At 71.1% G+C, this 16,849-nt stretch carries 14 protein-coding genes; 2 read left to right on the top strand and 12 right to left on the bottom strand.

Annotated features, from left to right (window positions below; all coding sequences use genetic code 11):
* Positions 1–43: 43 nt before the first annotated feature.
* The 7 genes from HLB44_RS19785 to HLB44_RS19755 form a co-directional block, all read right to left on the bottom strand.
* Positions 44–2,272, bottom strand: coding sequence for a xanthine dehydrogenase family protein molybdopterin-binding subunit (locus tag HLB44_RS19785; RefSeq protein ID WP_173125784.1), 2,229 nt, complete (start codon positions 2,270–2,272; stop codon positions 44–46).
* Positions 2,269–2,760 carry a (2Fe-2S)-binding protein gene (locus tag HLB44_RS19780; protein WP_173125782.1) on the bottom strand — a complete coding sequence of 164 codons (492 nt, stop codon included), beginning with the start codon at positions 2,758–2,760 and terminating at the stop codon, positions 2,269–2,271. Before HLB44_RS19780 ends, HLB44_RS19785 begins: the two co-directional genes overlap by 4 nt.
* Before the next feature lie 81 nt (positions 2,761–2,841).
* Entirely contained in the window at positions 2,842–3,360 is a 519-nt protein-coding gene (locus HLB44_RS19775; protein WP_173125780.1) for a nuclear transport factor 2 family protein, read from the bottom strand.
* A gap of 123 nt (positions 3,361–3,483) precedes the next feature.
* Positions 3,484–4,806, bottom strand: a complete 1,323-nt coding sequence (deoA, locus tag HLB44_RS19770; RefSeq protein WP_173125778.1) for a thymidine phosphorylase — start codon at positions 4,804–4,806, stop codon at positions 3,484–3,486.
* A gap of 1 nt (position 4,807) precedes the next feature.
* On the bottom strand, positions 4,808–6,427 hold the full coding sequence (ushA, locus tag HLB44_RS19765; RefSeq protein ID WP_173125776.1) for a bifunctional UDP-sugar hydrolase/5'-nucleotidase UshA: 1,620 nt from the start codon (positions 6,425–6,427) through the stop codon (positions 4,808–4,810).
* 18 nt (positions 6,428–6,445) lie between these two features.
* On the bottom strand, positions 6,446–7,258 hold the full coding sequence (locus tag HLB44_RS19760) for a purine-nucleoside phosphorylase (protein WP_173125774.1): 813 nt from the start codon (positions 7,256–7,258) through the stop codon (positions 6,446–6,448).
* Positions 7,255–8,079 carry a DeoR/GlpR family DNA-binding transcription regulator gene (locus HLB44_RS19755; RefSeq protein WP_173125772.1) on the bottom strand — a complete coding sequence of 275 codons (825 nt, stop codon included), beginning with the start codon at positions 8,077–8,079 and terminating at the stop codon, positions 7,255–7,257. The genes HLB44_RS19760 and HLB44_RS19755 overlap by 4 nt, the downstream gene beginning before the upstream one ends.
* Before the next feature lie 127 nt (positions 8,080–8,206).
* Between HLB44_RS19755 and deoC the strand changes: the two genes are divergently transcribed.
* A complete protein-coding gene (deoC, locus tag HLB44_RS19750) occupies positions 8,207–9,250 on the top strand; it encodes a deoxyribose-phosphate aldolase (RefSeq protein ID WP_173125771.1) in 1,044 nt (347 codons plus the stop codon).
* Between the two features lies 1 nt (position 9,251).
* Positions 9,252–11,654, top strand: a complete 2,403-nt coding sequence (locus HLB44_RS19745; RefSeq protein ID WP_173125769.1) for an aldehyde dehydrogenase family protein — start codon at positions 9,252–9,254, stop codon at positions 11,652–11,654.
* A 158-nt stretch (positions 11,655–11,812) separates the two neighbouring features.
* Here HLB44_RS19745 and HLB44_RS19740 read toward each other — a convergent pair whose 3' ends face one another.
* From HLB44_RS19740 to HLB44_RS19720, 5 genes are read right to left on the bottom strand one after another with little or no spacing between them, the layout of a single operon-like run.
* Entirely contained in the window at positions 11,813–12,232 is a 420-nt protein-coding gene (locus HLB44_RS19740) for a cytidine deaminase (protein ID WP_173125767.1), read from the bottom strand.
* Between the two features lie 2 nt (positions 12,233–12,234).
* Positions 12,235–13,203, bottom strand: coding sequence for an ABC transporter permease (locus HLB44_RS19735; protein ID WP_173125759.1), 969 nt, complete (start codon positions 13,201–13,203; stop codon positions 12,235–12,237).
* A complete protein-coding gene (locus tag HLB44_RS19730; RefSeq protein WP_173125757.1) occupies positions 13,196–14,329 on the bottom strand; it encodes an ABC transporter permease in 1,134 nt (377 codons plus the stop codon). Before HLB44_RS19730 ends, HLB44_RS19735 begins: the two co-directional genes overlap by 8 nt.
* The gene (locus HLB44_RS19725) at positions 14,326–15,873 is read right to left on the bottom strand and encodes an ABC transporter ATP-binding protein (protein ID WP_343051418.1); all 1,548 of its coding nucleotides are present in this window, start codon (positions 15,871–15,873) and stop codon (positions 14,326–14,328) included. The genes HLB44_RS19730 and HLB44_RS19725 overlap by 4 nt, the downstream gene beginning before the upstream one ends.
* 2 nt (positions 15,874–15,875) lie before the next feature.
* Positions 15,876–16,844 carry a BMP family lipoprotein gene (locus HLB44_RS19720; RefSeq protein ID WP_173125755.1) on the bottom strand — a complete coding sequence of 323 codons (969 nt, stop codon included), beginning with the start codon at positions 16,842–16,844 and terminating at the stop codon, positions 15,876–15,878.
* Between the last annotated feature and the right edge of the window lie 5 nt (positions 16,845–16,849).

Genomic DNA, 16,849 nt, shown 5'->3' with positions numbered 1-16,849 from the left:
CATCACACCGATGGGGGGCGGACCTTGCCGCCCCCCCGGCCGCTCAGGCGGCCGCGGCGGGCAGCTTCAACGGCCACTCGGTCAGCCGCCCCCAGCCGGCGTTGGCCACCGCATTGGCGATCGCCGGCGCGACCATCGGCACGCAGGGCTCGCCCAGGCCCGTCGGCGCGACGCCGCTGTGAATGAAGGCCACGTCGATGCGTGGCATGTCGCCGATGCGCGCCACCGGATAGTCGTGGAAGTTGCTCTGCTGCACCGCGCCGCCGCCGAGCGTGATCTCGCCGAACAGGCACGACGACAGCCCGTAGACGATCGCCCCTTCGACCTGCGCGCGGGCGCTGTCCGGATTGATCACGCGGCCGCAATCGACGACGCAGCAGACACGCTCGACACGCAGCGCCGGGCCCCGGCGCGAGACCTCGGCGACCAGCGCGACGTAGGTGGCACTCTGCACGTGCGCCGCGAAGCCGCGGCCCCGCGCGGCGCCACCGGCCGGCAGCGGCGCCGACCAGTTCGACAGTTCGGCGACGCGACGGATCACGCCGGCCAGCCGGCCCGAATCGAACCAGAACTCGGTCGAAGCGCGGCTGCGGATGAACTGCGTGCGCCGCGCCGGCTCGAGCTGCTCGAGCCGCCAGGCCAGCGGATCGCGGCCGAGCTTGACCGCCAGCTCGTCGAGCGCCGACTCGACCGCGAAGCCGTGGAACGCATGCTGCACGCCGCGCATCCAGGCGCGGCGCAACGGCATGTCGACGTGCGTGCCCTCGATGCGCAGGTGCGGGAAGGGGTACGGCAGCCGCGTCGCGCCGCTCAGCACCTCGCCCATCTGCAGCTCGCGCGGCGACACCGCTTCCGAGGTCGGTTGCTGCGAGCCATGCGCCGTGTGATGGCGCCAGTAGAGCGGCCGGCCTTGGGGCTCGGCGCCGGCCTCGATCGCCTGCACGCAGGGGCTGCGGTAGAAGCCGTGGCGCAGGTCGTCCTCGCGGCTCCAGAACAGTTTCACCGGCTGGCCGATGCGGCGGCCGATGCGCACCGCTTCGAGCACGAAGTCATGCATCGCCTTGCGGCCGAAGCCGCCGCCGATGTCGGTGACGTGAACCGTCACCTGCTCGATCGGGCACTTCAGCTCCTCGGCGATGCGTTCACGCGCTTCGCCCGGGTTCTGCGTCGGCGCCCAGATTTCGCAGCGATCGGCGCGCACGTCGGCGGTGCAGTTCGGCGGCTCGAGCGGCGCGTGGATCAGCAGCGGCGTGTAGTAGCGGCGCGAGACGGTCACCGTGCCGCCGCCTTCACGGCGCGCGGCGTCGAAGTCGCCATTGCTGCGGTAGACGGTGCCGGCCTGCGTGGCCGCGTCTTCCAGGCGTTGGCGGATCTGCGCGCTGTCGGGGCTGGGCGGCGCGTCCCATTCGATCTGCAGCTGCTTTCGCGCCTGCAGGCAGGCCCAGCTGTCGCGCGCGACGACCACCACGCCGGCATCGGTCGTGCCCTCGGGGCGGAACACGCCGTCGAGCGCGAAGACCTGCTCGACGCCGGTGACCGCACGCGCGGCGCGGTCGTCGAAGCGCTTGAGCTTGACGTCGGGCAGCGGTGCGCGTGCGATCACCGCGTAGCGCATGCCCGGGCGCTGCACGTCGAGGCCGTAGACCATCGTGCCGGTGGTCTGCGCGCGCAGGTCGACGCCAGGCGTGGGCTTGCCGATCAGCGTGTAGTCGGCGGGCGATTTCAGCATCGGCGCCGCCGGCACCGGCAGCTTGGCGGCGCGGCGCACCAGCGCGCCGTAGCGCAGGCTCTTCGAGCCGTCCTTGGCCAGCACGCGGCCGGCCTCCGTGCGCAGCGCGTCGACCGGCAGCTTCAGCTGCTCGGCCGCGGCCTGCACGAGCATCGTGCGCGCGGCGGCCGCGGCCTGGCGCAGCGGCTCCCAGGTCAGGATCAGCGTCGCGTCGCCGACGGTGTTCTGGTCGCCATAGCGCGCATCGCCGTCGGCACGCTGCACCTGCACGCGCGACCAGTCGGCGTCGAGCTCGTCGCAGAGGATCATCGCCAGCGCGGTGCGCGTGCCCTGGCCCATCTCGGCGCGGTGGCTGGTCAGCAGCACACGGTCGTCGGGCGTGATGCGGATGAAGGCGTTGGGCTCGAAGCGCTCGCCGGCGGACGCCGCCGGCTGGGCGCCGAGGCGCAGCGGCAGCACCAGTGCGCCGGCCGCACCGGCGCCGGCGACGAGCAGGCTGCGGCGGCGCAGCGAGGGCCCGGTGGGTCGCATGCTGCCGCTCATGGCCGCGCCTTTCCGGCGTTGGCATGCAGCTTCGCCTGCAGGCTCGCGGCGAGCTGCACCGCCTGCTCGATGCGGCCGTAGGTGCCGCAGCGGCAGATGTGGCCGGCCAGCGCCTCGTGCACCTGCTCGGCGCTCGGCTTGGGCTGGCTTTGCAGCAGCGCGGCACAGGCCATCATCTGGCCGCCCTGGCAATAGCCGCACTGCGGCACCCGCAGCGCGCGCCAGGCCTGCTGCACCGGATGCTCGCCGTCGCGCGACAGGCCTTCGATCGTCGTGATGCGGCGTTGGCCGACCGACGACAGCGGCGTCTGGCAGGCGCGCGCCGGCTGGCCATCGAGGTGCACGGTGCAGGCGCCGCACAGGCCCTGGCCGCAGCCGTACTTGGTGCCGGTCAGGCCGAGGTGGTCGCGCAGCGCCCACAGCAGCGGCATCTGCGGATCGGCATCGACGGTGTGCGGGCGCTGGTTGATCTGCAGCGTGAACTTCATGTCAGTCCCGCCGGGCCGTTCCCAAGGGACTGACGCGCCCCCTCGGGGGGCAGCGAACGAAGTGAGCGTGGGGGCATCATGTCAGCGAGCCCCCGCCTCGGCCACCGCATGCAGCACGCGCCACTGGTTGTTCCAACGCACCAGCTGCAGCCGCTCGCTGCGGTCGGCGAACTGCAGCACGGCGCTGGCCAGGCCGCCCTGCACCTGCAGTGCGCTGACTTCGGCGCGGCGCTGGCCGGGCTCGGTGTTGCGGCCGTGGCCGCGGTCGGTCTGGTCGAGCAGCGCGAGGCCCGGGCTCATCTCCATCGCGTCCGGCTGGTTCGCCGTGTGGCGCAGCAGCTGGCGCTGGTAGTGCGGATGGATCGTCGCGGCCATCAGCGCGCTGTTGCCCTCGTACCAGGCGCGCGCGTGGCGCTGCAGCAGCGCCTGGATCTCGGCCTCGGGTTGCGCCGAAGCCTGCGCCGGACCGCCGGCCTGCGTGATGCCTATGGGCTGCGCCGTGCCGGCCGCGGGTTGCGCGAAGGCGCTGGCGACCGCGAGGCCGAGCGCGGCGAGGCCGCAGCACAGCGTGCCGCGGTGAAGAAGGGCGAGGGGCTGCATTGTGTGGGAAGAAGCGCTGGTCGAAGCCGCGCACGATAGGCAACCCCCGCCGCAGCGCGAAGCGCGCTGCGACGAGGCACGGGAAACGGGGGCCGAGCGGCGGTGCCGCCCGGGAACCCGATCTCAGCCGGTGATGGCTTCGACGATCACCGGCTGCTCGGCCGGCGCCGCATCGGCGATGGTGATGCTGCGCAGCAAGGTCGCCGCGACTTCGTCCGCATCGGCATCGCTCGCGGCGTGGATGCGCAGCAGCGCATCGCCCGCCTGCACCACCGTGCCGAGCGGCCGGCAGTGACTGAAACCGACGCGCGCATCGAGCACGTCGCCGGCGCGGCGGCGCCCGCCGCCGAGCGCGACCACCGCGTGGCCGATCGCGCGCGTGTTCATCGCCGCCAGCACGCCGGAGCGCGGTGCGGCGAAGTCACGCTGCACCGGCGCGGCCGGCAAGGCGCGGCCGGCTGCGAAGACGTCGGCCGGGCCGTCGAGCGCGGCGACCATGCGCGCGAAACGCTCGGCGGCGCGGCCGCTGTCCAGCGCCGCCTGCGCCGCCGCGTACGCCGCCCGGTCGTCCACGGCCAACCCCGCCAGCCGCAGCATGCGTGCCGCGAGCTGCAGCGTCACCTCGAGCAGCCGCGGCTCACGCGCGGTGCCGTCGAGGAAGTCCAGCGTCTCCTGCAGCTCCAGCGCATTGCCGGCGGTCCAGCCCAGCGTCTGGTTCATGTCGGTCAGCAGCGCCTCGGTCGGCAGCCCGGCCGCCTGCGCCACCTGCACCAGGCTGGTCGCCAGCGCGCGCGCCATCTCCAGCGACGCCGCGAACGCGCCGTTGCCGACCTTGACGTCGATCACCAGCGACTGCAGCCCCGCCGACAGCTTCTTGCTCAGGATGCTGGCGGTGATCAGCGGGATCGATTCGACGGTGCCGGTGACGTCGCGCGTCGCGTACAGCCGCCGATCGGCCGGCGCGATGCGCGCCGACGCGCCGACGATCGCACAGCCGACCTCGCGCAGCACGCGCAGCAGCTGCTCGGGCGGCGGATCGATGCGGTAGCCGGGAATGGCTTCGAGCTTGTCGAGCGTGCCGCCGGTGTGGCCCAGGCCGCGGCCCGAGACCATCGGCACCACGCCGCCGCAGACCGCGATGATCGGCGCCAGCATCAGGCTGACCTTGTCGCCGACACCGCCGGTCGAATGCTTGTCCAGCACCGGGCCGGGCAGCGCGCTCGCGCCTTGCCAGCGCATCACGTCGCCCGAATGCAGCATCGCGCGCGTCAGCGTGACGATCTCGTCGCGCTGCATGCCGCGCAGAAAGATCGCCATCGCCATCGCGGCGACCTGGCCTTCGCTCCAGGTGTCCTTCGCGACGCCGTCGACGAAGGCCTGGATCTCCTCGGGCGACAGCTGGCCGCCGTCGCGTTTGGTCTGGATGACTTGAACGGGGAGAAGCACGTCAGCGCCTCGTCACGGCATCGCCGGGTTCGTAGTCGGCCACCTTCAGCGGGCTGCGCTTGGCGATGTACGCGCGCAGCACGTCGGCGTCGTTGAAGCCGGAGTCGACGTAGCCGGGGTGCGTGTTGAGCTTCGGATAACCGTCGCCGCCGGTGGCGGTGAAGTTGGTCAGCGCGAGGCGGTAGTCGCGCAGCGGATCGATCGCCTGATTGCCGATGCGCGCGTCCTTCAACTCGCCGGCCTCGATCACCAGACGCACGCCCGCGGTCTGCGGGAACGCGCCGGAGCCGGGCGTCATCTTTGCCGCGGCCTTCAGGTAGGTCAGCAGCTCGGCGCCCTTCATCTGCACGATGGCGACGGTGTTGCCGAAGGGCTGCACCTTCAGCACGTCGCGGTAGCTGATCTGGCCGGCGGGCAGCGAATCGCGCACGCCGCCGGAATTGATCAGCGCCAGGTCGGCGCCGGTCTTGTCCATCATCGCGCGCGCGATCAGCGTACCCAGCGTCGTCGGCTGCTTGCGCACGCGTTCGCGGTCGCCGTCGAGCACGCCGTCGGTGGCGCCGACCGGCACCGCCAGCCGCGCCTGGCCGTTGGCCTGGAAGGGCTGCAGGTAGGCCTTCATCTCGGCGTCCTCGGCGATGGTCTCGCCGGCCGGCACCTTCTTGCCGTCGGGCGCGCGCTTCTTCATGTTGACCGGCAGCAGCTCGTACCTGACGAGCTCGATCTTCGGACCGTCTATCACGAAATCGGCGCGGCCAACGTACTTGCCCCACTCGTGCGCCTGCACGATCCAGGCGCCGTTCTGGCGATCGGGCGCGCACGGCGAGCCGGGCACGTAGGCATCGTTGCGCTTGTTCTCGCCCAGCATGCACACGGGGTTCTGGCTGTGGCCGCCGACGACCAGGTCCAGGCCCTTGACGGCACGCGCCATCTCGACGTCGCCCGCCGCGTTGACGCCGGCCTGGCCATCGGTGTAGTGGCCCATGTGCGTCGTGGCGATCACCATGACGGCCTTGGCGCGCAGCTCGGGCACCAGCTTCGCCGCTTCGGCGGCCGGCTTGGTGAACGTGATGCCGCGGATGTTGTCCGGCAGCACCATCTTCTGCGTGTCGTCGGTGGTCAGGCCCATCACCGCGATCTTGTAGCCGGCGCGCTCGAAGATGCGGTAGGGCTCGAAGAGGCGCTGGCCGTCCTTGTAGATGTTGGCCGACAGCATCGGGAACTTCAGCCACGAGCGCTGCTTGGCCAGCACCGCCGGCGACTTGTCGAACTCGTGGTTGCCGACCGCCATTGCGTCGTAGCCGATGCGGTTCATGGCCTGGAGGTCGGGCTCGGCATCCTGCAGGTCGGATTCCGGCACGCCGGTGTTGACGTCGCCGCCGTCGAGCAGCAGCACTTCGCCGCCTGAGGCCTTGACCTCGGCGCGCAGCCGGTCGATCAGCGTCTTGCGCGCGGCCATGCCGTACTCGCCGTCGGCATTCGGCCAGAAGCGGCCGTGGTGGTCGTTGGTGTGGAGGACGGTGAGTTTCAGCGGGGGGCGCGGGGTGGGGGTTGTCGCGCAGCCGGTGAGCAGCGCGGCGAGCGCGCAGGCGCTCAGGCGGATCAGGGGGGTGTTGTGCATCTTCGAGCTCCTCTGCGTTCAGATCGACAGCGCCGGGATGATCGCCTGCAACGCCTTCGCCGCGGTGTCACGCGTGGCGTCAGCGGTGTTCAGCGTGTGGGCGTGGGAGAGCACCTCGGCCTCCATGCCGCAGCCCATGTTGGTGAGCATCGAGATCCCCAGCACCTTCAGCCCGGCGTGGCGGCACAGGATGGTCTCGGCCACGGTGCTCATGCCGACCGCCTGCGCACCCAGGCGCTGCAGCATGCGGATCTCCGCCGGCGTCTCGAACTGAGGACCCAGCACCCAGGCATAGACGCCCTGGTGCAGCGTGATGCCGGCGGCCGCGGCCGCGTCTTTCGCCTGCCGGCGCAGCGCCGGGTCGTAGGCATCGGCCATGTTGACGAAACGCTCGTTGCCCGGCTCGTCGTGCAGCGGCGTGCGCTGCACGATGTTCAGGTGGTCCTCGATCAGCATCAGCGAGCCGGGGCGCATCGCGGGGTCGAGGCTGCCGGCGGCGTTGGTCAGCAGCACGGTGCCGCAGCCGATCGCCGCCAGCGTGCGCAGCGCGCCCTTCATCGCCGCGGCGTCACCGCTTTCGTAGGTGTGCTTGCGGCCGCGCAGCAGAGCCACCTCACGGCCGCCGATGCGGCCCAGCCGCAGCACGCCCGCATGGCCGGCGATCGCCAGCTTGGGAAACGCCGGCAGCTCGCCGTACGGGATGTCGAGCGGGTCGTCGACCGCCGACGAGATGCCGTCCCAGCCGGAGCCGAGCACGATCGCGAGTTGCGGTGCGCGGCCGGTCGCGCGGATGCGCGCGGCGCTGTCGGAAATGGCGGGCTGAAGGCTCATGCGGTGGCTTTCCTGCGGAGGGGAGCGGAGGACGATCGGGCGCCGGCGACGTCGAGCGCGATGCCCTTAAATGCGGCACGCGCGGCGGCCGTCGGCGCGCCGCCGACGATGATGCGCGAGAAACGCTGCAGCGGCGCGATGAAGGCGGGCCGCAGCTGGCCGAGCTTGCTGTCATCGACCACCAGGATGGTCTCGGCCGCGCTGTCGATCGCCGCGCGCTTGATCGGCACCTCGTGGAAGTTGGCGCAGCTCGCGCCGCGGGCGGCATGCACGCCGGCGGCCGAGATGAAGGCCTTGTTGACGCCCAGGCGCTGCAGGTAGGTGAGCCCCTCGTCGGACGTGAAGGTGGCGGCCGACGGGTGGTACAACCCACCGAGCAGCATCAGCTGGGTGTGCGGACGGCGGCTGAGCACGCTCGCAATGTTCAGAGAGTAACAAACGACGTTGAGCGGGATGTCCGGCGGCAAGGCTTCGGCCAGGTGCACCATCGTCGTGCCGCAGTCGATGAAGAGGCTGTCTCCTGCCTGCACCAGCTGCGCGGCGCGCCGGCAGGCCAGGCGCTTGGTCTCGGCATGCTGGTCGCGCTCGGCCTCCAGCGTGTAGTGCGGCGTTCGTGGCGGTGCGGCCAGCGGCGCGACGACGTAGCCGCCCAGGCAGGCCAGCGGGGCATCGGCCACCGCCAGGTCACGCCGTATCGTCATCGCCGACACCTGCAGCGCCGCGGCGGCCTCGGCCAGCGGCAGCGCGCCGTGGCGGGCGTGGAGCTGCTGCAGCCGAGCCCAGCGGGCGGCGCGGGCGGCAGTGCCGGAAGGCTTGGGCATCGGGCGGGGCGCAATCCGCGGTTTGTGACGCGGAAAACAGATTGTGGTCGGTAATGTTTCTAGAATAACATCTAACCTCGCCCGGCCGGAACCCCCGCCGGCCGTTTGTTTGCTGTCGAGGCCCGCCATGAACGCCGCTTCCGCCACCCCCCTGCTGCGCGATGCCGCCGTGCCGCCTGCTGCGTCTACCGAAACGGCGGCCGACACGGCAGCCGAACCGGCGCCGGCGCGCAATCCGGGCCAGCCCTTCGATCCCGACTGGTTCACCGACCTGCGCGTGAACCTGTCGGCGGTCGAACGCCGCATCGCCGGCCTGGCCGGCCGCCGCTCGGTGAAGAAGGACGCGCAGGCGGCCTGGCTGCTGAAGGCCATCACCTGCATCGACCTGACGACGCTGTCCGGCGACGACACGGCAGAGCGCGTCAAGCGCCTGTGCGCGAAGGCGCGCCAGCCGCTGCGGCCCGACCTGCAGGCGGCGCTCGGCGTGGCCGACCGGCGCATCACCACCGGCGCGGTGTGCGTCTACCACCGCTTCGTCGCCACTGCGGTGGCCGCGCTCGAGGGCTCGGGCATTCCGGTGGCGGCGGTGTCGACCGGCTTTCCGGCCGGGCTGATTCCGCACGAGCTGAAGTTGAAGGAGATCGAGGCCTCGGTGCGCGACGGCGCGCAGGAGATCGACATCGTCATCACCCGCGAGCATGTGCTCGCCGGCCAGTGGCGCGCGCTGTACGACGAGATGCGCGACTTTCGCGCCGCCTGCGGCGAGGCGCACGTCAAGGCCATCCTGGCCACCGGCGAGCTGAAGACGCTACGCAACGTCGCCAAGGCCTCGATGGTCTGCATGATGGCCGGCGCCGACTTCATCAAGACCTCCACCGGCAAGGAGCCGGTGAATGCCACGCTGCCGGTGTCGCTGGTGATGCTGCGCATGATCCGCGACTACGAGGAGCGCACCGGCGTGCGCATCGGCTACAAGCCGGCCGGCGGCGTTGCCACCGCGAAGAACGTGCTCGAGTACCAGGTGCTGATGAAGGAGGAGCTGGGCCGGCCCTGGCTCGAACCGGAGCTGTTCCGCATCGGCGCGTCGAGCCTGCTGGCCGACATCGAACGCCAGCTCGAACACCACGTCACCGGGCGTTATTCCGCCTTCAACCGCCACGGAGTCGCCTGACATGAGCGTCGCCCACTACATGGACACGATGGACTACGCGCCGGCGCCCGAAGGCAGCGGCGAGGCCAAGGCCTGGCTGGCAACGCATGCCGCGGGCTTCGGCCACTTCATCAACGGCGCCTGGGTCGGCGCCGGCCGCGCCGAAAGCTTCAGCAGCAACGACCCGTCGACCGGAAAGCGGCTGGCGCGCATCGCGCAGGGCTCGCAGGCAGACGTCGATGCCGCGGTGGCCGCGGCACGCGCGGCGCAGGGGCCTTGGGCTGCCGCGGGCGGCGCGGTGCGTGCGCGCCATCTCTATGCGCTGGCGCGGATGGTGCAGCGCCATGCGCGGCTGCTGGCGGTGGTCGAGAGCATGGACAACGGCAAGCCGATCCGCGAGACGCGCGACATCGACGTGCCGCTGGTCGCGCGCCACTTCTACCACCACGCCGGCTGGGCCCAGGTGCAGGCGACAGAGTTCGCCGACCAGCGGCCGGTCGGCGTCGTCGGCCAGATCATTCCGTGGAACTTCCCGCTGCTGATGCTGGCGTGGAAGATCGCGCCGGCGCTGGCGCTGGGCAACACGGTGGTGCTCAAGCCGGCCGAGTACACGCCGCTCAGCGCACTGCTGTTCGCCGAGCTGGCGGCCGCGGCCGGGCTGCCGGCGGGCGTGCTGAACATCGTCACCGGCGATGGCACCACCGGCGCGCTGCTGGTCGATCATCCCGGTGTCGACAAGCTGGCCTTCACCGGCTCCACCGAGGTCGGCCGCCTGATCCGCGAGCGCACGGCCGGCTCGGGCAAGGCGCTGACGCTCGAGCTGGGCGGCAAGTCGCCGTTCATCGTCTTCGACGATGCCGACCTCGATGCCGCGGTCGAAGGCGTCGTCGACGCGATCTGGTTCAACCAGGGCCAGGTCTGCTGCGCCGGCTCGCGCCTGCTGGTGCAGGAAGGCGTGGCCGAGCGCTTCATCGGCAAGCTCAAGCGCCGCATGGCGGCGCTGCGCGTCGGCGCGCCGCTGGACAAGGCCATCGACATGGGCGCCATCGTCGCGCCGGAGCAGCTGGCGCGCATCCGCGCGCTGGTCGCCACCGCGGCGGCCGAGGGCGGCACGGTCTACCAGGCACCCGGCGCCGAGGCCGCCTGTCCGGGCGAGGGCTGCTTCTACCCGCCGACCCTGATCACCGGCGTGCAGCCCGGCGCCACCGTGGTGCGCGAGGAGATCTTCGGCCCGGTGCTGGTGACCGGCAGCTTCCGCACGCCCGACGAGGCGGTGATGCTGGCCAACAACAGCCGCTACGGCCTGTCGGCCAGCGTGTGGAGCGAGAACATCGGCCTGGCGCTGGACATCGCGCCCAAGCTGGTCGCCGGCGTCGTGTGGGTCAATGCCACGAACCTGTTCGATGCCGCGGTGGGCTTCGGCGGCACGCGCGAGTCGGGCTTCGGCCGCGAGGGTGGGCGTGAAGGCTGCTACGAATACCTGAAGCCTATCGCCTGGGATGAGCGGCCGCTGCGCAGCGCGCCGGTCGCGACTCCGGCGGCCCCGGCAGCGCCGGCGGCGAACGTTTTCGCGATGCCGCCGATCGACCGCACCGCCAAGCTCTTCATCGGCGGCAAGCAGGCGCGGCCCGACGGCAACCACGCGCTGCCGCAGTTCGCGGCCGATGGTCACCCGGCCGGCGAAGTCGGTGCCGGCAACCGCAAGGACATCCGCAATGCGGTGGCCGCGGCGCGCGGCGCCGAGGGCTGGACCAAGGCGACGTCGCACAACCGCGCGCAGGTGCTGTACTACCTGGGCGAGAACCTGTCGGCGCGCGCCGACGAGTTCGCGCGCCGCATCGGCACGCTGACCGGGGCGACGCCCGAGCAGGCGCGTGCCGAAGTGGACGCGTCGATCGCGCGCTTGTTCACCGCCGCCGCCTGGGCCGACAAGTACGAAGGCCGCGTGCACCAGCCGCCGTTGCGCGGCGTCGCGCTGGCGCTGCCCGAGGCGCTCGGCGTCGTCGGCGTGGTCTGCCCGCCCGAGGCGCCGCTGCTGGCCTTCGTCAGTCTGGTTGCGCCGCTGATCGCGCTGGGCAACCGCGTGGTCGTGGTGCCCAGCGGCCCGGCCGCGCTGGTGGCCACCGACCTCTACCAGGTGCTGGAGACCTCCGACGTGCCGGCCGGCGTGGTCAACATCGTCACCGGCGACGCCCTGACGCTGGCGCGCACGCTGGCCGAGCACGACGACGTCGACGGCCTGTGGGCCTTCGGCTCGGCCGAGCTCAGCACCTTGGCCGAAAAGCTCTCGGTGGGCAACCTGAAGCGCACGCTGGTCGACCACGGCCGCGCGATCGATTGGTTCGACGACCGCGCCGCCGCGGGCCCGCTGCTGCTGCGCCACGCGGTGCAGGTGAAGAACGTCTGGATCCCCTACGGGGAGTGAGCTCCAACGGCTCCACCCGCGGCGCATCCTTCGTCAAGCTGACTGGAGTCTCCCTCACGGAGGGAGGCTGGAGGGAGCCGTCGAACAAGCTGGAGCCCCCTCGCGGAGGGGGCTCGGGGGAGCGGAACGAAAAGCACCTGACTTAGGAGCCCCGGCTCCTAAGTCAGATGCTCGGGCCCGAAGCTCGCCGGCAGCAGCTGCCCCAGCGTGTACTTCGCGCGCACGATCTGCTGGTCGGCCATCCAGATCGGCACGTCGTCGGACGCGAATTCACGCAGCCGCTGGCGGCAGCCGCCGCAGGGCGTGACCGGCTCGGCGGCGACGCCGACGACGGCGACCGCCAGGATGCGGCGCCCGCCCGTCAGCACCAGGTGGGCGATCGCCGAGGCCTCGGCGCACTGGCTTTGCGGATAGGCGGCGTTCTCGATGTTGCAGCCGGCGTGCAGCCGGCCGTGGTCGTCGAGCAGCGCCGCGCCGACCTGGAACTTCGAGTACGGCGCATAGGCGCGCTCACGCGCGGCGCGTGCGGCCTGCACCAGCGCGTTCATCACGTTCTCGTCGACGAGGGTGGGGTTCATGCTCAGCGCTCCTTGACGTAGGGTACGCCCAGCGCCGCCGGCGCGCGAGCCCGGCCGATGAAGCCGGCCAGCAGCACCACGGTCAGCACGTAGGGCAGCGCCTGGATCGCCTGCACCGGCACGGTGCCGACGCCCGGCAAGGTCACCCCCTGCAGTCGGATCGCCACCGCATCGAGGAAGCCGAACAGCAGGCAGGCCCACAGCGCGCCGACCGGATGCCACTTGCCGAAGATCATCGCCGCCAGCGCCATGTAGCCGCGGCCGGCGGTCATGTTCGGCACGAAGGACGGGTTCTGCGCCAGTACCAGGTAGGCGCCGGCCAGCGAGCACAGCGTGCCGTTGAAGGCCAGCGCGAGGTAGCGCAGCCCCTTCACCGACAGCCCGGCGGCGTCGACCATCGCCGGGTTCTCGCCGGTCGCGCGCAGCCGCAGGCCCAGCCGCGTGCGGTACAGCAGCCACCAGACTCCGGGCACTGCCAGCAGCGCCAGGTAGACCATCACGTTGTGGCCGAAGAAGGCCAGCGCGAGCGCGGGACCGAGCAGCGGCACGGCCTGCAACGCGTCGCCGGCGCCCGTGAACCACGCCGCCAGGCGCACCGTGTCCGCCAGCGGCGGCGTCTGTCCGCCCTGCTTGAACCACGCGATGCCGAGCACGACGGTCAGGCCGGCCGCGGTCATCGTGATCGCCATGCCGGCCACGACCTGGTCGCCGGTGTGGCTGACGCAGGCATAGGCATGCAGCATCGACAGTGCGATGCCCACCGCCAGCGCCGCCAGCAGCGCCAGCATCAGCGACCCGCTGGTGGCACCCGCAGCACCGGCGGCGAAGGCCGCCATCAGCATCTTGCCTTCGAGGCCGAGGTCGATGACGCCGGCGCGTTCACTCAGCGTCGCGGCCAGCGCGCACAGGATCAGCGGCACCGAGACGCGCAGCGTCGATGCCAGCAGCGTGCCGATCAGCACCTCATCCATGGGCCACTCCGGCCGGCTTGGGCGCGACGGGTCGACGCGCGCGCGCGTACAGCCTTGCCAAGGTCGGCGCTGCGACGGTGGCCATCGCGCCTGAGAACAGCACGATCAGGCCCTGCAAGGTTGCCACCATCTCGCGGCTGAAGCCCGGGATCTCGAAGGCCAGCTCGGCGCCGCCCTGGTACAGCGCGCCGAACAGCAGCGACGCGAGCACGATGCCCAGCGGATGGTTGCGGCCGATCAGCGACACCGCGATGCCGGTGAAGCCGGCGCCGGCGACGAAGTCCATCAGCAGCCGATGCTGCACGCCGGCGAGCTCGTTGATCGCCACGCAGCCGGCGAGCGCGCCGGACAACATCATCGCCACCATGACCTGGCGCCGCGGCCGCACGCCGGCATAGTGCGCGGCATCGGGCGAGAAGCCGACGGTGCGCAGCTCGTAGCCGGCGCGCGTCTTCCACAGCAGCAGGCCAACGCCGACCGCCGCGGCCAGCGCCAGCAGCAGCGACAGGTTCAGCGGCGTCTTCGGCCAGGCGAGCCCGAGCCAGCCGAGCGCCTCGTGCATGCCGGGCATGTGCGCCGAGGGCTCGAACGAGCGGCTCTCGGGCGTCATGTTGCCGGGCTCCTTCAGCACGTTGACGACCAGGTAGCCGAGCAGCGCCGAGGCGATGAAATTGAACATGATCGTCGTGATGACGACGTGACTGCCGCGCCAGGCCTGCAGCGCCGCCGGCACCGCCGCCCACGCGGCGCCGAAAGCGGCGGCGGCCAGCACCATCAGCGGCAGCATCAGTGCCGTGGGCAGCCGCTGCGCAAAGGCCAGCGCGGCGAGCGAGGCGCCGAGCCCGCCGATCAGCGCCTGGCCCTCGCCGCCGATGTTGAACAGGCCGCCGTGGAAAGCCATCGCCACGGCGAGCCCCGTGAAGATGAAAGTGGTCGCGTAATACAGCGTATAGCCGATGCCGGCGCGGCTGCCGAAGGCCCCCTTGACGAGCAGCGTGATGACCTGCAGCGGATCGAGGCCGATGCCGGCGACGACGATGCCGGCGACGATCAGCGCCATGCCGAGGTTGACCAGCGGCAGCACGCCGATGTCGATCCAGCGCGGCAGTTCGATCGGTTGACTCATTGTTCTTGTTCGCTGGCGCTGGCGCCGCACATCAGGCGGCCGAGCGCCGCTTCGTTGCAATCGTCGATCGGCAATTCGCCGGCGATGCGGCCGCGGTCCATCACCAGCACGCGGTCCGACAGCGCGAGGATCTCGTCGAGCTCGGACGACACCACCAGCACGGCGCCGCCGGCGTCACGCATCGCGCGCAGCTGGCCGTGGATGAACTCGATCGCGCCGATGTCGACGCCGCGGGTCGGCTGGCCGACCAGCAGCACCTTCGGCTTGACGATCGCCTCGCGCGCCAGCACCAGCTTCTGCTGGTTGCCGCCGGAGAATTTCGACGACCGCAGCTGCGGGTTGCGCGGCCGCACGTCGTAGGACTCCATCATGCGCACGGTGTCGGCCTGCATCGCCGACTGCTTCATCCAGCCGAAGCGGCCGGCGAAGCGCCCGAGCTTCTGGTGCCCAAGGATTGCCGACTCCCAGGCCGCGAACGGCAGCACCAGCCCGACGCGATGGCGGTCCTCCGGCACGTGCGCCAAGCCGAGCGCGCGCGCACGCGCCGGGTCGAGCCAGGCCTTCGGCGTGAAGTGGCCCGCGCCGAGCTGCAGCTCGCCGCCGTGCGGCGTCAACATGCCGGACAGCGCTTCGAGCAGCTCACTCTGGCCGTTGCCGGACACACCGGCAATGCCGACGATCTCGCCAGCACGCAAAGTGAGCGACACATCGGCGAGCCGGATCACGCCGAGCGCATCGTGCCACTGCAGATGCTTCGCTTCCAGCAAGGGCGCGCCGGGCTTCGCCGCGGCGCCGCCGTCGCGGCCGAGGTTGACGCGGCGACCGACCATCGCCTCGGCCAGCTTGTCGAGGCTGGTCTCGGCGATCGGGCAATCCAGCACCACCGCGCCGGCGCGCATCACCGTCACCTTGTCGCACAGCGCGAGGATCTCCTTCAGCTTGTGCGTGATCAAGAGGATCGTCGTGCCGTTGGCGCGCAGCTTGCGCAGCGTGACGAAGAGCTGATCGGTCTCCTGCGGCGTCAGCACGGCGGTCGGCTCGTCGAGGATCAGGATGCGCGCGCCGCGGTACAGCGCCTTCAGGATTTCCAGCCGCTGCCGCTCGCCGACCGGCAGGTCCTCGACGGGCGTGTCCAGCCGCACGACCAGCCCGGTGTCGTGCATCAGCGTCTCGAGCTTCGCGCGCACCTCGGCGCGCGCGGCCTGCAGCCGCCAGTCGGGCTCGGCGCCGAGCATGATGTTGTCGAGCGCCGACAGCGGATCGACCAGCATGAAGTGCTGGTGCACCATGCCGATGCCCAGCGCGATCGCCTCCTTCGAACGGGTGATGTTCGCCGGCTGGCCCTCGATCTCGATGGACCCGGAATCGGCCTGGTAGAAGCCGTAGAGGATCGACATCAGCGTGCTCTTGCCGGCACCGTTCTCGCCGACGATGCCGTGCACCGTGCCCGAAGACACGCTGAGCGTCACCTCCTTGTTGGCCTGAACGGCGCCGAAGCGCTTGTTGATGCCGCGCATCAGCACGGCCGGCGCACGAATCGACAAGATCAGTACTTGCAGGCGTTGTCCGCCATGTAGTCGGCCACCTTGATCTTGCCGGCAATGATGTCGGCCTTCGCCGCATCGACCTTCTTCTTCATGTCGGCGCTGACCAGCTTCTCGTTGTGCTTGTCCAGCGCATAGTCGACGCCGCCTTCCTTCAGGCCGAGCACGCTGACGCCGGGGTTCGACTTCTTCGCCGCGCTGTAGACCGCGACGTCGACGCGCTTGACCATCGAGGTCAGCATCGTGCCGGGCTGCAGGTGGTTCTGGTTGCTGTCGACGCCGATGGCCAGCTTGCCGCCGTCCTTGGCCGCCTGGTAGACGCCGATGCCGGTACCGCCGGCGGCGGCGAAGATCACGTCGACGCCCTTGGCGAACTGCGCCTTCGCGAGCTCGGCGCCGCGCGTCGGGTCGTTCCAGGCGGCCGGCGTCGTGCCGGTCATGTTGGACGTTACTTCGGCCTTCGGATTGGCGAACTTCGCGCCCTGCTCGTAGCCGCACTGGAAGCGGCGGATCAGCGGAATGTCCATGCCGCCGACGAAGCCGACCTTGCCGCTCTTGCTGGCCAGCGCGGCCATCATGCCGACCAGGAAGCTGCCTTCCTGCTCCTTGAAGACGATCGATTCGACGTTCGGGTTCTTGACCACCGAATCGATGATCGCGAACGACAGCTTCGGATAGTCCTTCGACACCTTCTCGACCGTCGAGCCCTGCGAGAAGCCGATCGCGATGATCGGGTTCGCGCCCTTGTCGGCCATGCGGCGCATCGCCTGCTCGCGCTGCGCTTCGTTGGCGATCTCGAAGTCGAGATAGGCCTTGCCGCTCTCCTTCTTCCAGCGCTCGGCGCCGTTGTAGGCGGCCTCGTTGAAGGACTTGTCGAACTTGCCGCCCATGTCGTAGATCACGGCGGGCTCCGCGTGCGCCGCGCCGGCGGCGAAGGTCAGACTGGCCAGGGCGAGGAGCTGGTGCTTCATATGCG

Origin of the sequence: Pseudaquabacterium terrae, assembly GCF_013266755.1 — a bacterium.
Classification (GTDB): Bacteria; Pseudomonadota; Gammaproteobacteria; order Burkholderiales; family Burkholderiaceae_C; genus Pseudaquabacterium; species Pseudaquabacterium terrae.
This window is presented reverse-complemented; position numbering and strand designations above follow the sequence as displayed.

Excerpts from the sequence above, each read along its gene's own strand:
- HLB44_RS19785 (WP_173125784.1), bottom strand. The coding sequence starts at position 2,272 with ATGAGCGGCAGCATGCGACCCACCGGGCCCTCGCTGCGCCGCCGCAGC.
- HLB44_RS19780 (WP_173125782.1), bottom strand. The coding sequence starts at position 2,760 with ATGAAGTTCACGCTGCAGATCAACCAGCGCCCGCACACCGTCGATGCC.
- HLB44_RS19775 (WP_173125780.1), bottom strand. The coding sequence starts at position 3,360 with ATGCAGCCCCTCGCCCTTCTTCACCGCGGCACGCTGTGCTGCGGCCTC.
- ushA (WP_173125776.1), bottom strand. The coding sequence starts at position 6,427 with ATGCACAACACCCCCCTGATCCGCCTGAGCGCCTGCGCGCTCGCCGCG.
- HLB44_RS19760 (WP_173125774.1), bottom strand. The coding sequence starts at position 7,258 with ATGAGCCTTCAGCCCGCCATTTCCGACAGCGCCGCGCGCATCCGCGCG.
- HLB44_RS19755 (WP_173125772.1), bottom strand. The coding sequence starts at position 8,079 with ATGCCCAAGCCTTCCGGCACTGCCGCCCGCGCCGCCCGCTGGGCTCGG.
- deoC (WP_173125771.1), top strand. The coding sequence starts at position 8,207 with ATGAACGCCGCTTCCGCCACCCCCCTGCTGCGCGATGCCGCCGTGCCG.
- HLB44_RS19745 (WP_173125769.1), top strand. The coding sequence starts at position 9,252 with ATGAGCGTCGCCCACTACATGGACACGATGGACTACGCGCCGGCGCCC.
- HLB44_RS19740 (WP_173125767.1), bottom strand. The coding sequence starts at position 12,232 with ATGAACCCCACCCTCGTCGACGAGAACGTGATGAACGCGCTGGTGCAG.
- HLB44_RS19735 (WP_173125759.1), bottom strand. The coding sequence starts at position 13,203 with ATGGATGAGGTGCTGATCGGCACGCTGCTGGCATCGACGCTGCGCGTC.
- HLB44_RS19730 (WP_173125757.1), bottom strand. The coding sequence starts at position 14,329 with ATGAGTCAACCGATCGAACTGCCGCGCTGGATCGACATCGGCGTGCTG.
- HLB44_RS19720 (WP_173125755.1), bottom strand. The coding sequence starts at position 16,844 with ATGAAGCACCAGCTCCTCGCCCTGGCCAGTCTGACCTTCGCCGCCGGC.